Source organism: Leifsonia sp. NPDC058194 (assembly GCF_042883605.1).
Lineage (GTDB): Bacteria > Actinomycetota > Actinomycetes > Actinomycetales > Microbacteriaceae > Leifsonia.
This window is the reverse complement of sequence record NZ_JBHVVL010000005.1, coordinates 1-17,718: the sequence shown is the minus strand read 5'-3', so window position 1 is coordinate 17,718 and position 17,718 is coordinate 1. Positions and strand designations below refer to the sequence as shown.

17 protein-coding genes are annotated in these 17,718 nt (G+C 70.3%); 8 read left to right on the top strand and 9 right to left on the bottom strand.

What is annotated here, in order from left to right; translation table 11 throughout:
* Positions 1–22: 22 nt before the first annotated feature.
* The 3 genes from ACFVU2_RS17405 to ACFVU2_RS17395 are packed head-to-tail and all read right to left on the bottom strand — an operon-like array spanning position 23 to position 5,186.
* On the bottom strand, positions 23–1,990 hold the full coding sequence (locus ACFVU2_RS17405) for a DUF2264 domain-containing protein (RefSeq protein WP_387876893.1): 1,968 nt from the start codon (positions 1,988–1,990) through the stop codon (positions 23–25).
* Positions 1,987–3,123: a substrate-binding domain-containing protein gene (locus ACFVU2_RS17400; protein WP_387876890.1), complete on the bottom strand. Its 1,137-nt coding sequence runs from the start codon at positions 3,121–3,123 to the stop codon at positions 1,987–1,989. Before ACFVU2_RS17400 ends, ACFVU2_RS17405 begins: the two co-directional genes overlap by 4 nt.
* Positions 3,120–5,186, bottom strand: a complete 2,067-nt coding sequence (locus ACFVU2_RS17395; protein WP_387876888.1) for a hypothetical protein — start codon at positions 5,184–5,186, stop codon at positions 3,120–3,122. Before ACFVU2_RS17395 ends, ACFVU2_RS17400 begins: the two co-directional genes overlap by 4 nt.
* A 146-nt stretch (positions 5,187–5,332) precedes the next feature.
* On the opposite strand from ACFVU2_RS17395, the gene ACFVU2_RS17390 reads away from it, so the two are divergent.
* Genes ACFVU2_RS17390 through ACFVU2_RS17370 form a run of 5 tightly spaced genes read left to right on the top strand, consistent with a single transcriptional unit; the run spans position 5,333 to position 10,271 of the window.
* The gene (locus ACFVU2_RS17390) at positions 5,333–6,352 is read left to right on the top strand and encodes a hydroxyacid dehydrogenase (RefSeq protein WP_387876886.1); all 1,020 of its coding nucleotides are present in this window, start codon (positions 5,333–5,335) and stop codon (positions 6,350–6,352) included.
* A gap of 52 nt (positions 6,353–6,404) precedes the next feature.
* The gene (locus tag ACFVU2_RS17385; protein ID WP_387876885.1) at positions 6,405–7,685 is read left to right on the top strand and encodes an extracellular solute-binding protein; all 1,281 of its coding nucleotides are present in this window, start codon (positions 6,405–6,407) and stop codon (positions 7,683–7,685) included.
* Between the two features lie 5 nt (positions 7,686–7,690).
* Positions 7,691–8,659, top strand: coding sequence for a carbohydrate ABC transporter permease (locus ACFVU2_RS17380; RefSeq protein WP_387876883.1), 969 nt, complete (start codon positions 7,691–7,693; stop codon positions 8,657–8,659).
* A complete protein-coding gene (locus ACFVU2_RS17375) occupies positions 8,659–9,573 on the top strand; it encodes a carbohydrate ABC transporter permease (RefSeq protein ID WP_387876882.1) in 915 nt (304 codons plus the stop codon). The genes ACFVU2_RS17380 and ACFVU2_RS17375 overlap by 1 nt, the downstream gene beginning before the upstream one ends.
* Positions 9,570–10,271, top strand: a complete 702-nt coding sequence (locus ACFVU2_RS17370; protein WP_387876880.1) for a hypothetical protein — start codon at positions 9,570–9,572, stop codon at positions 10,269–10,271. Before ACFVU2_RS17375 ends, ACFVU2_RS17370 begins: the two co-directional genes overlap by 4 nt.
* 222 nt (positions 10,272–10,493) lie before the next feature.
* On the opposite strand, the gene ACFVU2_RS17365 is transcribed toward ACFVU2_RS17370, so the two are convergent.
* Positions 10,494–11,783 (bottom strand): glycosyltransferase, encoded by a 1,290-nt coding sequence (locus ACFVU2_RS17365; RefSeq protein WP_387876878.1) that lies wholly within the window; start codon positions 11,781–11,783, stop codon positions 10,494–10,496.
* A 77-nt stretch (positions 11,784–11,860) separates the two neighbouring features.
* On the opposite strand from ACFVU2_RS17365, the gene ACFVU2_RS17360 reads away from it, so the two are divergent.
* Complete coding sequence (locus ACFVU2_RS17360) at positions 11,861–12,727, top strand: GTP-binding protein LepA (protein ID WP_387876876.1); 867 nt, start codon at positions 11,861–11,863, stop codon at positions 12,725–12,727.
* Positions 12,728–12,794: 67 nt separating this feature from the next.
* Here ACFVU2_RS17360 and ACFVU2_RS17355 read toward each other — a convergent pair whose 3' ends face one another.
* From ACFVU2_RS17355 to ACFVU2_RS17345, 3 genes are read right to left on the bottom strand one after another with little or no spacing between them, the layout of a single operon-like run.
* Positions 12,795–13,160, bottom strand: a complete 366-nt coding sequence (locus tag ACFVU2_RS17355) for an antibiotic biosynthesis monooxygenase family protein (protein ID WP_387876874.1) — start codon at positions 13,158–13,160, stop codon at positions 12,795–12,797.
* Positions 13,157–14,017, bottom strand: coding sequence for a DMT family transporter (locus tag ACFVU2_RS17350; RefSeq protein ID WP_387877582.1), 861 nt, complete (start codon positions 14,015–14,017; stop codon positions 13,157–13,159). Before ACFVU2_RS17350 ends, ACFVU2_RS17355 begins: the two co-directional genes overlap by 4 nt.
* 38 nt (positions 14,018–14,055) lie before the next feature.
* Positions 14,056–14,652 (bottom strand): helix-turn-helix domain-containing protein, encoded by a 597-nt coding sequence (locus tag ACFVU2_RS17345; RefSeq protein ID WP_387876871.1) that lies wholly within the window; start codon positions 14,650–14,652, stop codon positions 14,056–14,058.
* Between the two features lie 164 nt (positions 14,653–14,816).
* On the opposite strand from ACFVU2_RS17345, the gene ACFVU2_RS17340 reads away from it, so the two are divergent.
* Positions 14,817–15,944: a GNAT family N-acetyltransferase gene (locus tag ACFVU2_RS17340; RefSeq protein WP_387876869.1), complete on the top strand. Its 1,128-nt coding sequence runs from the start codon at positions 14,817–14,819 to the stop codon at positions 15,942–15,944.
* 9 nt (positions 15,945–15,953) lie between these two features.
* Here the strand turns inward: ACFVU2_RS17340 and ACFVU2_RS17335 are convergent, their stop codons facing one another.
* Positions 15,954–16,367, bottom strand: coding sequence for a hypothetical protein (locus tag ACFVU2_RS17335; protein ID WP_387876866.1), 414 nt, complete (start codon positions 16,365–16,367; stop codon positions 15,954–15,956).
* 174 nt (positions 16,368–16,541) lie between these two features.
* Between ACFVU2_RS17335 and ACFVU2_RS17330 the strand changes: the two genes are divergently transcribed.
* Entirely contained in the window at positions 16,542–16,823 is a 282-nt protein-coding gene (locus tag ACFVU2_RS17330) for a hypothetical protein (protein WP_387876865.1), read from the top strand.
* 178 nt (positions 16,824–17,001) lie between these two features.
* Here ACFVU2_RS17330 and ACFVU2_RS17325 read toward each other — a convergent pair whose 3' ends face one another.
* Positions 17,002–17,448, bottom strand: coding sequence for an NUDIX domain-containing protein (locus ACFVU2_RS17325; protein ID WP_387876862.1), 447 nt, complete (start codon positions 17,446–17,448; stop codon positions 17,002–17,004).
* Positions 17,449–17,718 lie beyond the last annotated feature (270 nt).

Genomic DNA, 17,718 nt, shown 5'->3' with positions numbered 1-17,718 from the left:
CCGTCAAGAGGGGCCGTGCGCCTCAGGCCGGCAGGCAGACCCACAAGGGGAGGGTGCTCACGGCGCCGTCCGGCCACGTCACCTCGGCCGTCGCCGTCCCGTCCGCCGAGCGGAGCACGGCCAGCGCCGGATGCCCCTCCGGGACCGGTGCGCGGCCGACCGTGATCGCCACGCCGATCACGTCGTCGACGGCGATCCCGCCGAACTCCGCCCACTCCACCGTCGTGCGGCCGAGCGGAGAGGAGGCCTCCTCGGTGTGCGTGCTCAACGTCGCGTCGCCGAGCAGGGGGATGAGCCGTGCGACGGCGGGCGTCGCCTCGGAGACGGGCCACCCGCTCACCCGCAGGCGCACGCGCGCGTCCCCGCCCTCGTCGGCGACGCGTCGGACGACCCGCACCTCCCACGCGCCGCGGACGAGCGAGCCGGTGACGAGGGTCGGCCCCTCGGTGATGCGCCCGGTGCGACCGGAGCCGTGGTCGGGACCGTCGTCGGCGCCGTCCACCCAGTGGATGCGCGCGGTGGAGGTCGCGAACGCGGCGATGCCGTCGTCCCCGATGACCCCGCGTTCGAATCCCGAGCGGTTCGTCGAGCGCCCCGCGGCGTCCACGGCGCCGACCGTGTTGTCGACGGGCGCCGTCACCGTCCCGCCGACGAGCGGAGGGAGCGTGGTCGACGAGTAGCCGAGCCGGGCGTAGAGCGGGGAGTCGGCAGTCAGGTCGCCGGTACACCCGTGGTCGGCCCCGTGATTGATCACACGCACGACCCCGTCGGCTGCCGTGCCGCTGACGATCCACCCCGCTGCCCGGACGACGCGGCGCACATCAGCGCGCTCGACGGGCAGCGGCTCCTCGACCGCCGTCCACACCTCGTGGCCGGCGGGGAGCGCGAGCCCGAGGAACCCCTTGGCCGCCCAGTACGGCGATCCGGACCCGGAGTACGACTGCGCCATCGCCGGCCACTCGCCGAGCAGGCCGACCGAGAGCAGGCCGCGCTCGTCGATCGCTCCACGGTCCAGGAACGCCCGCAGCATCCCCGAGGCGCCGCGCCGCAGCGTGCCCATCGGGACCCGCGTCGCACCTGTGATCGCGCCCATCCAGAGCGGCGCCGCCACCGCGAACCGGTAGATCAGGCTCCGACCCTGCAGCACCGGCAGGCCGTCGGCGCCGATCAGTGCGGCGTAGTCGTCGAGGAACTCGGTGACCCGCGCCCGGAACACCGGCTCCAGCGCGCCGGCCCCGAAGGCGTCGGCGCCGGTGGATGCGGTCCACAGCAGCGGGTAGAGGTGCATGGCCCAGCCGCAGTAGTAGTCGAACGCCCGCGTGGGACCATCGGCGTACCAGCCGTCCGCGCGGTAGTACGACTCGATGGTCGCGAGATCGGCGGCGATCCGCGCGGGATCGTGCGGACCGCCGACCGAGGCGAGGAACGTCTCCACCGTGATGCGGAACCACAGCCAGTTGTTGTCCGGGTACCAGCCCGCGGGCGCGTCGGCCAGCCACGCGACGACGTTCTGCTGCTCCACCGCGTCGAGCGTGTCCCAGAGCCACGCGCGCGTGAGCTGCAGGCCGAGCGCGATCGAGGCCGCCTCCACCTTCGCCTGCCCGACGGCGCTCGGGAGCGGCCACCGCTCGGGGTTCGCCGGGTCGGTCCCGGCCACGAGCCCGTCGCGGTACCACGGCGTGAAGCCGAGGGGATCGCCGCCGCCCTCGCCGCGCATCCGGAAGGCGTAGAGCATGAACGAGCGGGCGAACCCCTCGAGTCCGTCGCTGTCCTTGCCGTGGGAGCTCACGAGGCCGGGCAGCTGCACCCGGCTCCGCGTCGACGAGAAGTGCGGTCGCAGCGAGAGGAGGAGGTGGTCGGCGACCGCCGCCCAGTGGTCGCGCGTCCATCCGGTGATCGGCGAGAGCGTGCGGTCCTCCGGCGGCAGCTCGATGCGTGCGGGATCGAAGGCCCGCGCCGGGTCGGCGGCTGCAGAATGGGCGGTGGTCATGGGGTCTCGTCTCCTTCGTCGAGCGGTGCGGCGGGGGTGATCGACGTGGGCAGCGTCGACTGGCGGATGTGGAGCTCCGGGCTCAGCTTCACGCGGTAGGCGGGCCGGCCCTCGCCGGCCTCGAGCCGCGCGATCAGCAGGTTCACGGCCTCGCGCCCCACGAACTCCTTGGGCGGCCGGACCGCGGTGATGGCGGGGTCGCCGAACCGGGCGACGTCGTCGTCGTACGCGACGATGGCGAGGTCGTGCGGCACCCGCACGCCGCGGTCGAGAGCGTGCTGCTCCAGCGCGATGGCCTGCGGATCGGGGAGCACGATGACGGCGGTGGTCCCGGTCGCCCGGCACAGGTCGAGCGCCGCGTCCATCGCCTCCTCCCGGCCGGGGGCGTCGAAGCGGATGCCGTGCAGCATCGCGACGTCCGTGGGGAGGCCGAGCGAGGCGAGGGCGGACTGCCAGCCGCGGCGCACGTAGCGGCCGGTCGGGCTCTCGCTCTCGATGAAGAGCCCGATGCGCGTGTGGCCGACCTCGTGCAGATGGTGCACGGCGAGGGAGGCGCCGGCCGTGTGGTCGGAGACGACGGAGTCCAGGCGGCGGGCCGCTGCGGCGGTGCGCACCCGCCGCTCGGCCAGCACGACCGGCACGGGCAGGGAGTCCAGCCAGCGCACCGTCTCGATCGCGTCGTCGCCCAGGGTGTCCGGCGCCACGATGAGCCCGTGCAGTCCGGGGACCTTGAGCAGCGCCTCCACCTGGCGGCGGTTGTCGCGCGAGTCGTAGGTCGAGGCGCGCAGCAGCAGGGACGCGCGCAGCTGTGCCGCCTGCGCGCGGGCGCCGTGCACGATCGGCGGCCAGTAGTACTCGAGCGACGGCACGACCATCCCGATCGTGTACTTGGTCGCCATCGGGGCGCCGGACGCCCGCGGGCCGGGGTCGAGAGAGCTGCGGAGGGTCGCACCGCCGTGCACACGCGTGACCAGCCCCTGCTGGGCGAGGGTGTTGATGTCGCGCCGAACGGTCAGCTCGCTGACGCCCAGCTCCACCGCCAGTACGCTGACGCTCACGGCGCCGCGCTCGCGCAGCTGGTCCATGATGCGCTCGCGCCGCTGCACGGAGTACAGCGGCTCCCTGCTCGTCACCGGACCTCCTCGATCGTCATGGTCAGGCTCCCGGTGGCGTCGCTCAGGGGATAGGAGAGCCGGGTGAGGCGCTCGCCCCACACTCCGGAGAGCTCCGGATCGTCGAGCACCCACTCCTCCAACTCCGGCGCGAGGCCCGCGGCATCGATGACGATCGCGCGCCCGTCGGCCGAGACGACGACGCGGTCGGCCACCCGGCGCACCTCGCCGGCGGCGATGAGGTGCAGGACGGCGATCGGGCCGTCGCCGTCCACCGCCGCGTCGGCCCGCAGCCGCCACTCGTCGCGGATCTCGATGCGCGAGGAGGAGACGAGGGTGGCACGTCGCAGCCAGTGCTCGCCGGCGGCCAGCGGGTACGCGGCGGTGAGATCCAGCTCCAGCGAGATCGGGAGGGTGCCGGAAGCCGCCGGGCCGGGACCGGCATCGGGCTCCCCGTCGGGCGCCGTGACGACCGTCGCCTCGAACGCCGGACCTTCCCCCTGCTCGAGTCCGTGCGGCGCGGGCGCGTTGTGCCAGCCGCTTTGCATCGCGCGGATGCCGTAGCGCTCGGCGCTGAACGTCTCGCGCCGGTACGTCGGCTTGCCGATGTCGACCAGCAGGGGGCGTCCGTCCGCCGCCACGATGACGGAGCCGAGGTCCTTGTGGTTGTGGTTCTCGTCGTTCGTGCCGCCTTTCGCGGCCAGCGCCAGGCCCGCGGTGCTCCCGGCCTCCGAGCGGCAGACCAGCACCTGCACCGACGGCAGCCACACCGACTGCGGGAGCGGCGGTGCGACGGGCACGGCGTCCCGCCACCGCGGATCGGCCGCCGCGCGCACGAACCGGGGCAGGCCGCCCTTCGCTGGGGCGATCGGCCGCCCGGGCTGCCGGGCGCCGCGGGCCCAGTCCACGACCCGGTCGTCGCCGAGGCGGAGGCCCCAGCGGAACGGGAGGTGCCACGGCTCCTCGTGCCGGCTGCGCGCCCAGCCGTCGGCCACATTGACGTACCAGTCCGCGCCGAGCTGCATCCGCATCGGGAAGCGCAGCACCTCGGCGACGACGGGGACCCGGCCCGCATCGAGTCCTCCGTCGGTGAGCTGGGCCACGAGCTCCAGCAGTTCCAGCATCCGCCCGGCGCCGTTCCACCAGTACGCGACACCTTCGTCGATCGCGCCGTCGGCGGGCAAAGTCGCCACGTAGCGGTCGAGGCTGTCCAGTGCGCGTGCGGTCATCGCGGCGACCCGCGCAGGATCGTCGAGCAGCAGGGCCGCGGACAACAGCACGTTGCCGAGGATCCACGGGTTCCAGTTGTTGACGTCCCGCCAGTAGCCGAGCCACCAGAGGTCGTCGCGGGTCTCGAACGGGGTGAAGACTCGCGCCTCCACCTCGTGCCGGATGCGCTCGCGGACGCCGGGCCAGGCGGCATCCCAGTCGGCGCCGAGCACCCGGTCGGCGACCGCGAGCTGGGCGGCGATCTCGCCGGCGACGAGGTCGAGGTAGGGGGAGGCGGCATCCGGCACCACGAAGCCGCGGCGGGCTCCGGCGTCGTCGTGGGCGGAGAGCGACCACGTGCTCTGCTCGCACAGCACGATCGCGCCGTCGGCGGCGTCGTCGATCCACTCGGCGCCGCGCGTCGCCGCAGCGAGGAGGACGGCACGGGTGAGCCGCTGCTGACGGTCGTCGACGGCGGACTCGTAGCCGCGCCGGTCGCCGTCGCGTGCATAGCGCGCGAAGAGCGACGCCGGGACGCCGGGCCACGGGCAGCCGCGCTCGGCCTCGGCCTCGGCGCGCAGCCCGTCGAGAGTGGTCGGGTCCAGGTCGTCCCACACGGTCCGGTCGGACGCGGCGGGAATCCCCGTGCGGTCCTGGATGCGTTCCGTCCCCGCCTCGAGGAGCAGCGCGCGCAGCGCTGGCTCACGCATCCCGTCGCCCCAGTGGGCGAACAACGGACCCTCGAACGGCTCCGCGGCCGCCCGCGTGCCGGCGGGCGGTGCCGTGTGGGCGCTCACGCGGGAGAACGCGTCGTCGTCGGCTGACGCCGCAGCCCCGGCGTCGTTGGTCGTCGTCGGGTTCGAGAGGTGCGGCACCGGTGCCTCCTGAGTTGCGATGATGTGTGTTCGTGTTCGATCGTGAATGATTGGTTTGTTTGTGACGGGTCTGAGTATGTACTGAGTCACGCGACGACGCAATGACCCGCGATCGCCGCTGGACGGAAAGGCTGGGCCTGGCGGCGATGACCGAGATCAACTCCCCCGAAGCGCTCGTGGTGATGGACCGCGACGTGTTCGAGCGTCAGTTCGACGCGCCCCGACTGGCGCGCCTCCACCGGTTGGCACGCGTCTCCGACCCGGTGCTCGCCGACGACCTGGACGACCCGGCGCTGGCGGAGCGGCTCGCGACCGTGGAGGTGCTGCTCACCGGATGGGGAGCGCCCCGGCTCGACGCCGCGCGGCTCGACCGCATGCCGCGGCTGCGGGCGATGCTCCACTGCGCGGGCACGGTGCGGCCGCAGGTGACGCCCGAGTTCTGGGAGCGCGGCCTCCGCGCCACCTCCGTCGCCGAAGCCAACGCGGTCCCCGTCGCCGAGTACACGCTCGCGGCGATCATCCTCGCAGGCAAGAAGGCGCCGTTCATCGCCGCCGACCCGCAGGTGCGCCGCGACCACGGCCTCCAGATCCACCGGTTCGGCGAGCTGTCGAACCTGGGGCGGACCATCGGCGTCGTCGGCTTCAGCCGCGTCGGCCGTCGCGTGGTCGACCTCGTGCAGCAGCTCCAGGACGTCGTCTGCCTGGTCGCCGACCCGTACGCCGACCCGGTCGACATCCTCGCCGCCGGGGGAGTGCCGACGAGTCTCGACGACCTCCTGCCGCGCGTCGACGTCCTGTCGCTGCACGCTCCCGCCCTGCCGTCGACCCGGCACATGATCGCGGCGCCGCAGCTGGCCGCACTGCCCGATCACGCCACGCTCATCAACACCGCGCGGGGGAGCCTGGTCGACACTGCGGCCCTGGAGCGCGAGTGCGCCTCCGGGCGGCTCAACGCCATCCTCGACGTCACCGACCCGGAGCCGCTGCCCGAGGACTCCCTGCTCTACCGCCTCCCGAACGTGATGGTCACCCCGCACCTCGCGGGCTCCCTCGGCTCGGAGATCCACCGCATGACCGACGCCGCGCTCGACGAGCTGGAGCGCTACGCCGCCGGCGCGCCGCTGCTCGACGAAGTGACGAGCGAGGCGCTCCGCCTGAGCGCCTGACCACGAAAGCATTCCCCTCCCCCCTTCACCGATGACAAAGGAGTTGTTCCGCATGAAGAGATCCCTGATCGCCGTCGGCGCCGCCGCCGCGGCGCTCGCCCTGGGCCTCGCCGGGTGCGCCGGCACGGGCTCGACCGGATCGGGCTCGGGCTCGTCCGGGTCGACGACGCTGCGCGTCGCCGTCTGGAACCTGCAGCAGACGCCGGAGTTCGGCGCGCTGTTCAGCGCGTTCGAGAAGGCGAACCCGTCGATCACCATCCAGCCCGTCGACATCCTCGCCGCCAACTACGAGGACAAGATCACCACGATGCTCGCCGGTGGGGACACCACCGACATCATCACGGTGAAGAACCTGACCGACTACGCCGGCTATGCGCAGAAGAAGCAACTGGTCGACGTCTCCGACGTCGTGAAGGGCCTCCCGACCGCCGACATCCCGGCGACCGAGAGCTACACATCGGGCGACGCCACCTATGCCGTGCCGTACCGCCAGGACTTCTCGGTGCTCTACTACAACAAGAAGATGTTCGCCGACGCGGGAGTCGCCGACCCCGAGAACCTCACCTGGGACGAGTTCGCCGCCGACGCCGCGAAGCTCACGAAGGGCGACGGCGCGGACAAGGTCTACGGCGCCTACATTCACACCTGGAACTCCATGGTGCAGGGCTATGCCGCAGCGCAGCAGGACAAGGGCTACGACAAGCCGGACTACTCCTGGATGACCGACCAGTACGAGCTGACCCTGGGCATGCAGAAGGCCGGCACCATCATGGACTGGGCGACGGCCAACAGCCAGCAGGTGCAGTACAAGGACATGTTCGAGAAGGGCAAGGCCGCCATGGTCCCGATGGGCACCTGGCTCATCGCACCGCTGCTGGCCGACACCGAATCCGGAGCCACCGACGTCGACTGGGGCATCGCGCCGGTTCCGCAGCTGAAGTCCGGCACGAAGATCACGACGATGGGCGGCCCGACGGGGTTCGGCATCAACAAGAACTCCAAGAACACCGAGGCGGCCAAGAAGTTCCTGGCCTTCGCCGCCGGCCCGGACGGCGCCAAGGCGGTCGCGGGCGTCGGCATCGTCCCCGCCTACCACAGCGACGAGATCACTCAGCAGTACTTCGGCCTTGCGGGGATGCCCTCCGACGCGCTGTCGAAGAAGGCGTTCGATCCCGACGTGATCCGCCCCGACGGGCCGACCGGCGCGAACGCCGCGGCGATCGGCACCGTCCTGAACCAGGAGCACCAGCTCATCATGACCGGGAGCTCCTCCGTCTCCGATGCGCTCGCAGAGATGGGCTCCCGCGTGAAGTCCGACGTGCTGCACCAGTAACCGCCATGACCAGCATCACGCAACGACGCGAACCCGCCGGGGAGGTGACTCCCCGGCGGGGCTCCGCCGCTCCGAACGGACCCGGTGCCCGTCGCAGCCCGCGGGGGCTCCGCCGCCGGAGCACCCTCATCGGCTGGAGCTTCATCCTCCCGAACTTCCTCGGCTTCGCCCTGTTCACCCTCGTACCCGTGATCGCCGCCTTCGTGCTGGCGTTCATGCACTGGGACTCGTACAACCCGCCCACCTGGGCCGGGATCGACAACTTCCTCCGGCTGTTCCGCGACGACGACTTCCGCATCGCGCTGCAGAACACCGTGCTCTACGCGCTCGGCCACGTGCCGCTCACGCTCGCGCTCTCCCTCGGGCTCGCGCTTCTGCTGAACCAGAAGCTGCGCGGCATCGCCTTCTTCCGTGTCGCGATCTTCTTCCCGTACATCACGTCGCTGGTCGCGATCGCGATCGTCTGGAACATGCTGTTCGACCCGACCAGCGGCCCGATCAACCAGTTCCTCCACGCCATCGGCATCGCGGACGCCCCGGGATGGACGGCGAGCACGACGTGGGCGCTGCCCGCCGTGATCATCACGAGCGTCTGGCGCGACATGGGCTACTACATGGTCCTGTTCCTCGCCGGCCTCCAGGCCATCCCGCGCGAGTACTACGAGGCGGCGCAGATGGACGGAGCCGGCCGCTGGCGTTCGTTCTGGAACGTCACGCTGCCGTCGCTGCGCCCCACGACCTTCCTCGTACTCGTGCTGCTGAGCGTGTCGAGCTTCAAGGTCTTCGACCTGGTCTTCGTGATGACCCAGGGCGGCCCGGGCCGGGCGACGCTCGTGCTCTCGCAGCTCATCTACCAGGACGGCATCCTCAACGGAGAGTTCGGCTACTCGTCGGCGATCTCGCTCGTCCTGTTCCTGATCGTCCTGCTCGTGACGGTCTTCCAATTCCGCATCCAGCAGAGACGGGAGCGCTGATGTCCACCCTCACCTCCGACCTCGCCCAGGAGCTCGAGACGGGCGGACCGTTCCGGCCGGACGCCCCGCTCCCGAGACCGCGCCGCCGCCGCGCCAGGACACGCCTGGGCCAAGCGGGCATGTATGTCCTGCTCGTCGTGCTCCTCGGCATCGTGCTGCTGCCGTTCATCTGGATGCTCTCGTCATCGCTGAAGAACGACGGCGACGTGCTCAGCGTGCCGATCCAGTGGATCCCGAAAGAGTTCGTCTGGAGCAACTACGCGGACATCTGGTCGGCGATCCCGATGGCCGGGTACCTCGCCAATTCGGCGCTGCTCGCCGTCGTCATCACGGTGCTGCAGGTCCTGACTGGCAGCTTCGCCGCCTACGGCTTCTCGAAGGTCCGCTTCCCGGGCCGCGACGCGCTCTTCCTGGCCTACATCGCCACGATCGCGGTGCCCTGGCAGGCGTACATGATCCCGCAGTACATCATGATGCAGCAGGCCGGGCTCACGAACACCTTCACCGCCCTCATCCTCCTGCAGGCCTTCAGCGCGTTCGGCGTCTTCCTGATGCGGCAGTACTACATGACCATCCCGGACGACCTGAACGAGGCGGCGCGCATCGACGGGCTGAGCGACTACGGCATCTGGGCGCGCATCATCCTGCCCCTGTCGAAGCCGGCGCTCGCCTCGCTCGCGCTGCTCACCTTCGTGAACACCTGGAACGACTACATGGGGCCGTTCATCTACCTCTCCAGCAACGAGCTCTGGACGGTGCAGATCGGGTTGCGCTCCTTCATCGGGCAGTACTCGGCGCAGTACGCGATGATCATGACGGGATCGGTCATCTCCATCGTGCCGATCCTGATCATCTTCCTGGCCGGTCAGCGCTACTTCATCGCCGGCATCGCGACCAGTGGGATGAAGGGATGAGCGGGCAGGTGGCCCGCGGCTCTCGCGCCCCGCGCGGGCTCGCCCGGGTGCGGCACGAGACGCTGGACACGGTCTTCGGCTACGTCTACGCGATCCTCATGGTGGACCTGCTGCTCGTCGTCGCGAACCTCCCGCTCGCCGTGATGCTGTTCGCGGCCCGCGACGCCCTGCAGGCGTGGCCGCTCGTCCTGCTGCTCTCGGTGACGGTGTCACCGTCCCTCGCCGGTGCGTTCGAGGTCTACCGCACACTCGGCGACGGGCACCCGCAACCGTTCGCCGCGTTCTGGCGCGGCTACCGGCGTCGCGGGCTCGCCGCAGGACTGATCGGGTCGGCTGCGACCGCCCTCGTCGGTTTCGTGCTCTACGACGCGGCAGTGGTGGCCGGAACCGTGTGGGCCGCGCTGCTCGGCCCGACGCTGCTCGTCGCCGCCGTGATCGGTGTCGCCACCACGATCACCGCCATCACCGGGCTCACCGTGTTCGCGACGGCCTCGCCGCGTGCGATCCTCAAGGCGGCCCTCTACGTCGCGGTGCGCCGCTGGTACGTCAGCGTGCTCGCGCTCGTCCTCGTCGGGCTGAGCGTGCTCGCCGTGCTGATGCAGCCCGTGCTCGGCGCCCTCGCGCCGGGCCTCCTGTTGTACGCGGTGTTCGCGAACGCCCACTACGGCTTCCGGCAGGTGCTGCGGAAGGAGGGGTGAAGCCGCGACGGCCGCCTTCATCGCGGCCTTCTCCTCCGCACTGAATGTGGTTCCGGTCCCCGATCAAGACGCGGCTCTCGCGTTCCACCGCGACGTGCTGGGTTGCGAGGTGCGCTACGACGGACGCGCACGCGTCGTTCGCCCGCGTGCGGGAGGCGGGCGTCGCCCTGCACAACCAGGAACCCATCGAGGAGGGGAGCGAGGAGGGGTGAGCGGGATCTCCTAGCGGGGCGAAGCCAGGAGTGCCTCCGTGTGCTCGACCACTTCACGGGGCCCGTCATGCCGGCGCAGCGCCTCGCCGACGCGTTCGGCTGCCGTCCGGTAGGCGGGGTCGCCGGAGACCCGCCGCCATCCGCGCAGGATCGTGCGGGGCGACGGCGTTCCCGTGCGCAGGTTCACCCCGGCGCCGGCCCAGGCGACCCGGGCTGCGACTTCCGGCTTGTCCAGGTCGCCGCCGGCGATCACCAGAGGCACGCCGTAGTGCAGCGCCGCCAGTACGCCGCCCCACCCGCCGTTGGTCACCATCACGTCGATGCGGGGCAGCAGTCGATCGTACGGAAGCAGGTCGGCGACGCGGGCGTTCGGCGGCGCAGGGAACGGCAACTCGCTGTCCCCCCGCACTCCCGTCGCGACGGCGAGCTGCACCTGTTGACGTCCGAGAGCGGCGAATGCCGGCCGGATGAGGTCGGCAGGATCCACGTTCTGGGTGCCCTGCGTCACGTGCACCACGGAACGTGCGTCGGCGAGCGATTCCGGCCACCACGCGGGCTCCGGGATGCCGGTGCCGGCGTGGTCGGTGAGTTCGCCGACCCAGACGATCCGCCCCGGCCACTGGGGGCGGGGGTACTCCAGTTGCTCGACGCCGCTGGCGCACACCAGATCGCGTGAGTACAGCGCCTCCTGGAAGGTGAGCGCGGTCGGCGGAAGGCCGGCGAGGGCGCGTTGCTCGTGGAACGCGCGCTGGATCGGGCCGGACGCGACCACGGTGGCCGCCCAGAGTGCGCGGTCCCGCAGGCGGCCGAGCACCGACGTCGCCGGTCGCAGGCCCAGACCGGGCGGCGGCGCACCCGGGGAGGGCGTCGCGAGGGGGACGAGCGAGATCGTCACCCGCGGAGTGCCGGTCCGTTCGGCGGCCAGATGCGCGCCGAGCGAGAGACTGTCGGCGACGAGGACATCCCAGGGCCGCGCGTCGAAGGACGCCGTCAGGTCGGCGCACTGCGCTGCTCCCGTTCGGACGAACAGGTCCTCGACGTTCACCATCATCTGGCGGGGACCCTTCCGGCCGCGCAGCCGCGGGAATGTCGCGGACTGATCGTTTTCATCGAAGTCCGGCGCCCTCTCCCACGGCACAAGCTCCGCCCCGTCGGCGCGGAAGGCGTCCGCGTGGGCCGACCCCGTGTACACGCGCACCCGGTGCCCCGCCGCAACGAAGGCGCGCACGACCGCCCGCATGGGCGCGACGTGGCCGGCGAACGGCATGACCGCGAGCATCACCTCTGCCATGTCAGCCATGGTGAGCCATCCCGGCCGGACGGCGCTAGAGCGGTGACGGGTTCACCTCTCGGCAGACACGGTCCATGATGGGCGTGATGGCAGATCGCATCTCTCAGCAGAGGATCCTCGAGCACGTCCAGCGGCTCGGGGACCAGCATCCGCCGATCGCTCTCGACTCGGTCGACCGTGACGTCCGCTCACCGGGCGCGGTCGCCGACCGCTACGGCCACGTCATCGACTATCTGGCGCGGGTGGAGCTCGAAGTCGACCGGAACGTGCTCGAGCTGCTCGTCCTGCTGCCTGACGTGCGCGAAGTCGACCGCATGTTCTACGCCGACGTGTGGCAGCCGCAGGAGATCCAGCACGGACTGATCCTCGACCGCCTGCAGCAGGATCTCGGCCGGCCGGCTGCACAACCCGAACTCGCCGTCTCGTTCAAGATCAAGATCATGGGCGCCCTCGCGCATTTCTCGTCGATCCAGGACATCGCCCGGCTGCTCTACTACCTGACCGGAGCGAGCACCGAACGACAGGCGGTGCTGGCGTACAACGTCCTCCACGACGGGATGCTGGACCTCGGCGAGGCTGCGATCGCCGAGACGATCATCAGCCCGATCCGCAGGCAGGAGCCCGGTCACTTCGCGTTCTACCGGATGAGCGCGACGCAGCTCGTGCAGAGCGGCGAGCTCAAGCCGTGGCAGCTCTACCTGGCGCGTGTTCTGAGAGAGAAGACGTACAGCCTCGTCGGTACGAACGGCCAGGACCGCTACCGCGCCCAGATGGGCGGTGTGGCGAGTGTGCTCGGCTTCGCCGACGATCTCGACAAGTACGCACGCGAGGTCGGCAGGATCGAAGCGCAGCTGCTCTGGGCGGAGCAGAGCGGCATGGAGTTTCCCCCATACGTGCTCAAGGCGCTCAAGGAGAGCATCGACCTCTATCGGGAACGCGGGTTCGACGCCTGAATCGGCCGGTGGAGTCCCCCCAGGACGCCCATGATCCGGGCACGGTCGTCCGGGACAGCGGTGTCCGTCACTCCTGCTCCTGTCCAGGGCGGTGCTCGAGGCCGAGCAGCGGGTTTCCGTAGACGCTCTTCACCTCGGAGATCACGACACGGTATTCGCCGAGCCATTCGCCGTGGCGCCCCTTGGCGACCCGGTGGGTGTCCATGCCGACGAGCTGGTGCAGGGCGTCCAGGTCGGTCCAGTAATAGACCTCCGAGTGCAGGCCGGTCTCGTCGTTGTGCCAGGCCTCCTCGCCGAGGAAGCCGGGGATCGCGCGGGCGCGCTCGGCGATCTCGTCGTTGATGCGGTGGAAGTCGTCGTCGAGGTCGCCGATCTCGAAGATGAACGTCGAGGTGTACTTCGGCAGGGCGGTGGCTTCGAGTCGCGAGTTCACGTTGTCTCCTTCGCTGTTGTGGAGGACGGATCGGCGATGACAGGTGCATCCCGTCTCCCGCCGCGTTGAGCGGCGGCGCCCGCGGCGACCACGATCGCGACGCCGACGATCTGGAGTACTGAGGGTGTCTGCGCGAGGACGAGCAGGCCGATGATGGTGCCGAACGCGGGCTCGATGGACAGCAAGGTGCCGAACGCGGTGTGGGTCATGCGGCGCAACGCCAGCATCTCCAGACCGAACGCGACCACGGGGGTGATCAAGGCGATCCCTGCCGCAGCCGGCAGCACCCACCACGTGAACTCGCCTCCCACGACCTGCGGGAGTCCGATCGGCATCGTGGCGACCGCGGCGACAGGGATCGTGAGCGAAAGGCCGCTGATACCGGTAAAGCGGTCTCCGACGTGTTGGGTGAGCAGGTTGTAGAGGCCCCAGCAGGTCCCGGCCGCCAGAGCGAAACCGACGCCGACGAGATCGATGTCTCCTCGCCACGGTTCCGTGAGCAGGAGGACGCCGGCGAATGCGAGCAGAGGCCACGCCAAGGCTCGCCGCCGCTTGCTCATGACGCCCGCGACAGTGAGCGGGCCCAGGAACTCGATGGCGACGGCTGTTCCGAGCGGGATGCGCTCGACGGCGGAGAGGAAGAACGTCGTCATGAAACCGGTGACCACACCGAGCGCCAGCAACGCGGGAACGTCGGTGCGTCGCAGGGTACGGATCGCAGGCCGGGCGACGAGCCAGAGGAAGACGGTACCGAAGCACATCCGCAGCCATGCCGTGCCGGCGGGGCCGACCTGATCGATGACCGGCACGGACAGGGCGTTGGCGAGCTGAACGGCGAGCATCGCCGCGATCGCCATCGTCCAGGGCGGCACCCCCAGGATGGAGCGACGGCTGTTCACGGCTCCGCCCGGTGCGTCTGTCCCACTCCCGGCTCATAGACGCACAGTGCGAAGCGGGCCGGTATGTCGTTCGGATTCGAGTACGAGTGATCGTGATCGCCGTAGAAGGTCATGGCGTCGCCGACGCACAGAGTATGGGTCTCCCCGCCGGTCTCGACGGTGATCGTCCCTTCCACGACCTGGAGCAGCTCACGCGTGCCCGAGCTGTGAGCTTCGCTCGCGTGGCGGTCCCCCGGAGCCAGCGTCCACTCCCACAGCTCCACGACATCCGGCGGCTCCGTGCCGGCCACGAGCACCCCGCGGCCGCCGTGCTCGCCGGTCCACAGCGCCGCCCCATCGCCTGCACGAGTCACCTTCGCCGTGTTCTGCACAGGCGGCTCGACGAGAGCGGGCAACCCCACGCCGAGCGCGTCGGACAGCCGCAGGAGGGTGCCCACGCTCGGATTGACGGAGCCCTGCTCGACGTTGACCACCATGCGACGGCTCACCTGTGCCTGGGCAGCGAGCTGGTCGAGCGTCCACCCTCGGGCGTTGCGCTCGTGCTTCACGCGGACGCCGATCGCTCGCGCCAGATTCTCCGCACTCTTCTCCATCAGTGCAGCATAGTGCACCGATAGGGCATTGTGTTGTGCCTACGGGACGGCTCTTGTCCTGGCCGGCGCCTCTGTGGAAAACTCGCCCCGTGGTCCTTTAGCAGCGATTCCCCTTCCTCCCCGCGACCGCGGGTGAGTCGATCGATCCTGCCACCGGAGGTCCCATGTCTTCTACGAACCGTACGAACACGCGTCCGTTCACCATCGCCCCGCTCACCGTCCCCGCTGCCCTCGACGACCCCGATGCCGCGGACTTCATCGGCTTCGCGCGGGTGCGGCGGATCGTCGAGGCCGAGCTGAGGGGAGGTGCGGCGGACGGCGGACCGGACTCCGGCACCGACACCGCGCTCGACCGCACCACCGCTGCCGCCCTCCTGCCGGACTGGCGCGACGAGTCCTCGCCGATGGCGGGTCTGGTCGGCACGGTGGAGGGGCGGGTCGTCGCGCGGGGCAGCCTCGCCTTGCCGGTCGGCGCGCGCGAGTGCTGGTGCGCTGTCGGCGTGCTCCCCGCGTACCGCGGCCGGGGCATCGGTTCGGCGCTCTACGGACGTCTCGAGGGTCTGGCGCGCGAGGCCGGACGCACGACTCTTCAGAACCAGACCCCGTTCCCGGCGGGTGTCGAGGGGGAGGCCATCCCGGCACCGACCGGCTACGGGGCCGTCCCGGTCGGGCTGGCGTCCACGCGCTTCCTGCGCAGACAGGGGTTCTCCGTCGAACAGGTGGGCCGCCTCAGCGGGCTCTCCCTGCCGATGCAGGAGGGGGTCTTCGCCGGCCACCTCGCAGAGGCCTTCTCAGCGGCCGCCGGCTACCGGACCGTGACCTGGCAGGGGCGCACTCCGGAGCAGTGGCAGGACGGCATGGCTCTCCTGCGCACCCGCATGAGCACGGACACCCCGAACGCCGGGATCGAGCAGACGGAGGACGTCTGGACCGCCGCGCGCGTGCGTTCCGTCGACGACCTCCGGGCGCAGAGTCCGCATGTCGTCCTCACCACGATCGCCGTCCACGACGCCACCGGCCGGGTCGCGGGCTACACCGAGATCGAGGTCGTGCCGGAAGCCGATGCGCCGGCAGACCAGCTGGACACGCTGGTGCTCGCCGAGCATCGCGGCCACCGGGTGGGGATGCTGCTGAAGCTCGCGAACCTCCGGCAGCTGGGAGAGCGGTTCCCGCAGAGCGCCACGGTGGAGACGATGAACGCCGAGGACAACCGTCACATGCTCGACGTGAACGAGTCCCTGGGCTTCGTTCCGCTCTCGTACGCGGCGCGGTGGCGGAAGGCGCTGGTCTAGGCGGTCGTCTCAGCGCCCGGCCGCGGTCCGGAGGATCGCGGCGACGCGCTTCTGGTCGGCGTCGTCCAGCTTGGCGACCGCGAAACCGACCGGCCAGACATCGCCGTCGTCGAGCTTCGCCGGCGGCTGGAACTCGATCGTCGCGTAGCGCATCTTGAACTTCGACCCCGGTTTGAAGGCGACGACCGTCTTGCCGTCCGCGTCGGCGTACGCGGGCATCCCGTACCAGGTCTTCGCCGCCAGGTCGGTGTTCTCGGCGACCAGGCGGTGGAAGGTCTCGGCGAGCTCCTTGTCCGTACCGGTCAGCGCGGCGATCGCCTCCTCGCACGCGGCGGCCGCCTCGGCACCCGCCAGTGCGGCCTTCTTCTCCGCCGCGGCCGCCTTCATCGCGGCCTTCTCCTCAGCACTGAACGTCGTTGCCATGATGTCTCCTTCGTCGAACGATCCGGGATCAATCTACGTTCGCACGTGGGCGGATGCTTCTCGAAAACTGCTCGGCTTGCCGGTCAGCGCCGCGCGGGGTCGCGGTTGAGGCTGGTGCCTGGCGCCGCTCCCTCGACGGTCCTATGCTTCGGGTATCGAGCGGATGGGGGCATCATGATCGAGATGCGCGAAGACGGGGACGGCGTCTTCCGCGCCGACGGGCCGGATCGGCCGCTGCCGTACGGACTGCCGGACGACCCTCAGGAACCGTTCGTGGCCATCGTGGCTCCGAACATCGACAAGGTCTCCGCGCTGTCGTTCGATCGCCGTACGGTGGCGGGCCGCCGCACCCGACGCGGTGTGATCGCCTTCGCGGCGTCGGTGGCGGGTGGCGTCGTGGTGATCGGCATCGTGGTCGCGGTTCAATCCGTGATGGGCGCCCTCGGTCTCGAGTAGGACGCCTTTACGATCCACTCGCAGTGGGCTGCGAAGGGTCCTACTGTCATTGCCGCGGCCGTCGTCATCGCCGGCAACACGCCGGACGCGTCCGCCGAGTTCGCACCGGTCCTCCCGCCGTCTACGTCGTGCAGCGACTGTTCAGCCTGGCATCTGAGCAGTATCGACGAATCGGAATCTACGGCACGTCCGCGATGACGCGGTCGATCCACTCGCGTCGATCCAGGGTTGCGATCCGTTCTCGTTCGAACCAGCCCAGCTCCACGAGCTCCTCCATGTCCGGGGCTGCTGGGCTGAGCAGTTCGCATTCGTACGCGATCGTGACGTAGCCGACGCGATCGCCGTTCGGGTACTCGCCCTCCATCTGCTCGCCACCGTAGGCGCCGATCAGTCCCGTGATGCGAATCTCTGCGCCGGTCTCCTCGCGCACCTCGCGGACGAGCGCATCGGCCGGCTCCTCGCCCGGCTCGATGCCGCCACCGATGAGGCTCCACCGCTCACTGATGGCGTGCCGTGCAAGCAGCAGCCTGTCGCCGTCTCGGATCACGGCCGTGACACCCGGGAGAAGGAGGAAGTCGTTTCCGATCCGGCTGCGGATGGACTGCACGTACTCGGACATCGGCATGCGTGGAGCCTATCCGGCGTTGCGAGCCGCGGAGAGGTTCAGTCGCGCTCGAGCTCAGCGTCCGGGTCTGTGGCGTCGGTGGCGTCCGTCTGAAATGCTCGGTCTGAAAGTCCGGGGTTCGTACGGGATCAGCGATCGTTGAAAGAGAAAAACCCCCGGCTGACCGGGGGTTTTCTCTGGTGGCTCCGACCGGCATCGATCCGGTGACCTTTCGATTTTCAGTTGAACGGAATGGTACGATTGTACTTGCGAAGCTGCGAAATGTGCATA

Excerpts from the sequence above, each read along its gene's own strand:
- ACFVU2_RS17405 (WP_387876893.1), bottom strand. The coding sequence starts at position 1,990 with ATGACCACCGCCCATTCTGCAGCCGCCGACCCGGCGCGGGCCTTCGAT.
- ACFVU2_RS17390 (WP_387876886.1), top strand. The coding sequence starts at position 5,333 with ATGACCGAGATCAACTCCCCCGAAGCGCTCGTGGTGATGGACCGCGAC.
- ACFVU2_RS17385 (WP_387876885.1), top strand. The coding sequence starts at position 6,405 with ATGAAGAGATCCCTGATCGCCGTCGGCGCCGCCGCCGCGGCGCTCGCC.
- ACFVU2_RS17380 (WP_387876883.1), top strand. The coding sequence starts at position 7,691 with ATGACCAGCATCACGCAACGACGCGAACCCGCCGGGGAGGTGACTCCC.
- ACFVU2_RS17375 (WP_387876882.1), top strand. The coding sequence starts at position 8,659 with ATGTCCACCCTCACCTCCGACCTCGCCCAGGAGCTCGAGACGGGCGGA.
- ACFVU2_RS17370 (WP_387876880.1), top strand. The coding sequence starts at position 9,570 with ATGAGCGGGCAGGTGGCCCGCGGCTCTCGCGCCCCGCGCGGGCTCGCC.
- ACFVU2_RS17365 (WP_387876878.1), bottom strand. The coding sequence starts at position 11,783 with ATGGCTGACATGGCAGAGGTGATGCTCGCGGTCATGCCGTTCGCCGGC.
- ACFVU2_RS17360 (WP_387876876.1), top strand. The coding sequence starts at position 11,861 with ATGGCAGATCGCATCTCTCAGCAGAGGATCCTCGAGCACGTCCAGCGG.
- ACFVU2_RS17350 (WP_387877582.1), bottom strand. The coding sequence starts at position 14,017 with ATGGCGATCGCGGCGATGCTCGCCGTTCAGCTCGCCAACGCCCTGTCC.
- ACFVU2_RS17345 (WP_387876871.1), bottom strand. The coding sequence starts at position 14,652 with ATGGAGAAGAGTGCGGAGAATCTGGCGCGAGCGATCGGCGTCCGCGTG.
- ACFVU2_RS17340 (WP_387876869.1), top strand. The coding sequence starts at position 14,817 with ATGTCTTCTACGAACCGTACGAACACGCGTCCGTTCACCATCGCCCCG.
- ACFVU2_RS17335 (WP_387876866.1), bottom strand. The coding sequence starts at position 16,367 with ATGGCAACGACGTTCAGTGCTGAGGAGAAGGCCGCGATGAAGGCGGCC.
- ACFVU2_RS17330 (WP_387876865.1), top strand. The coding sequence starts at position 16,542 with ATGATCGAGATGCGCGAAGACGGGGACGGCGTCTTCCGCGCCGACGGG.
- ACFVU2_RS17325 (WP_387876862.1), bottom strand. The coding sequence starts at position 17,448 with ATGCCGATGTCCGAGTACGTGCAGTCCATCCGCAGCCGGATCGGAAAC.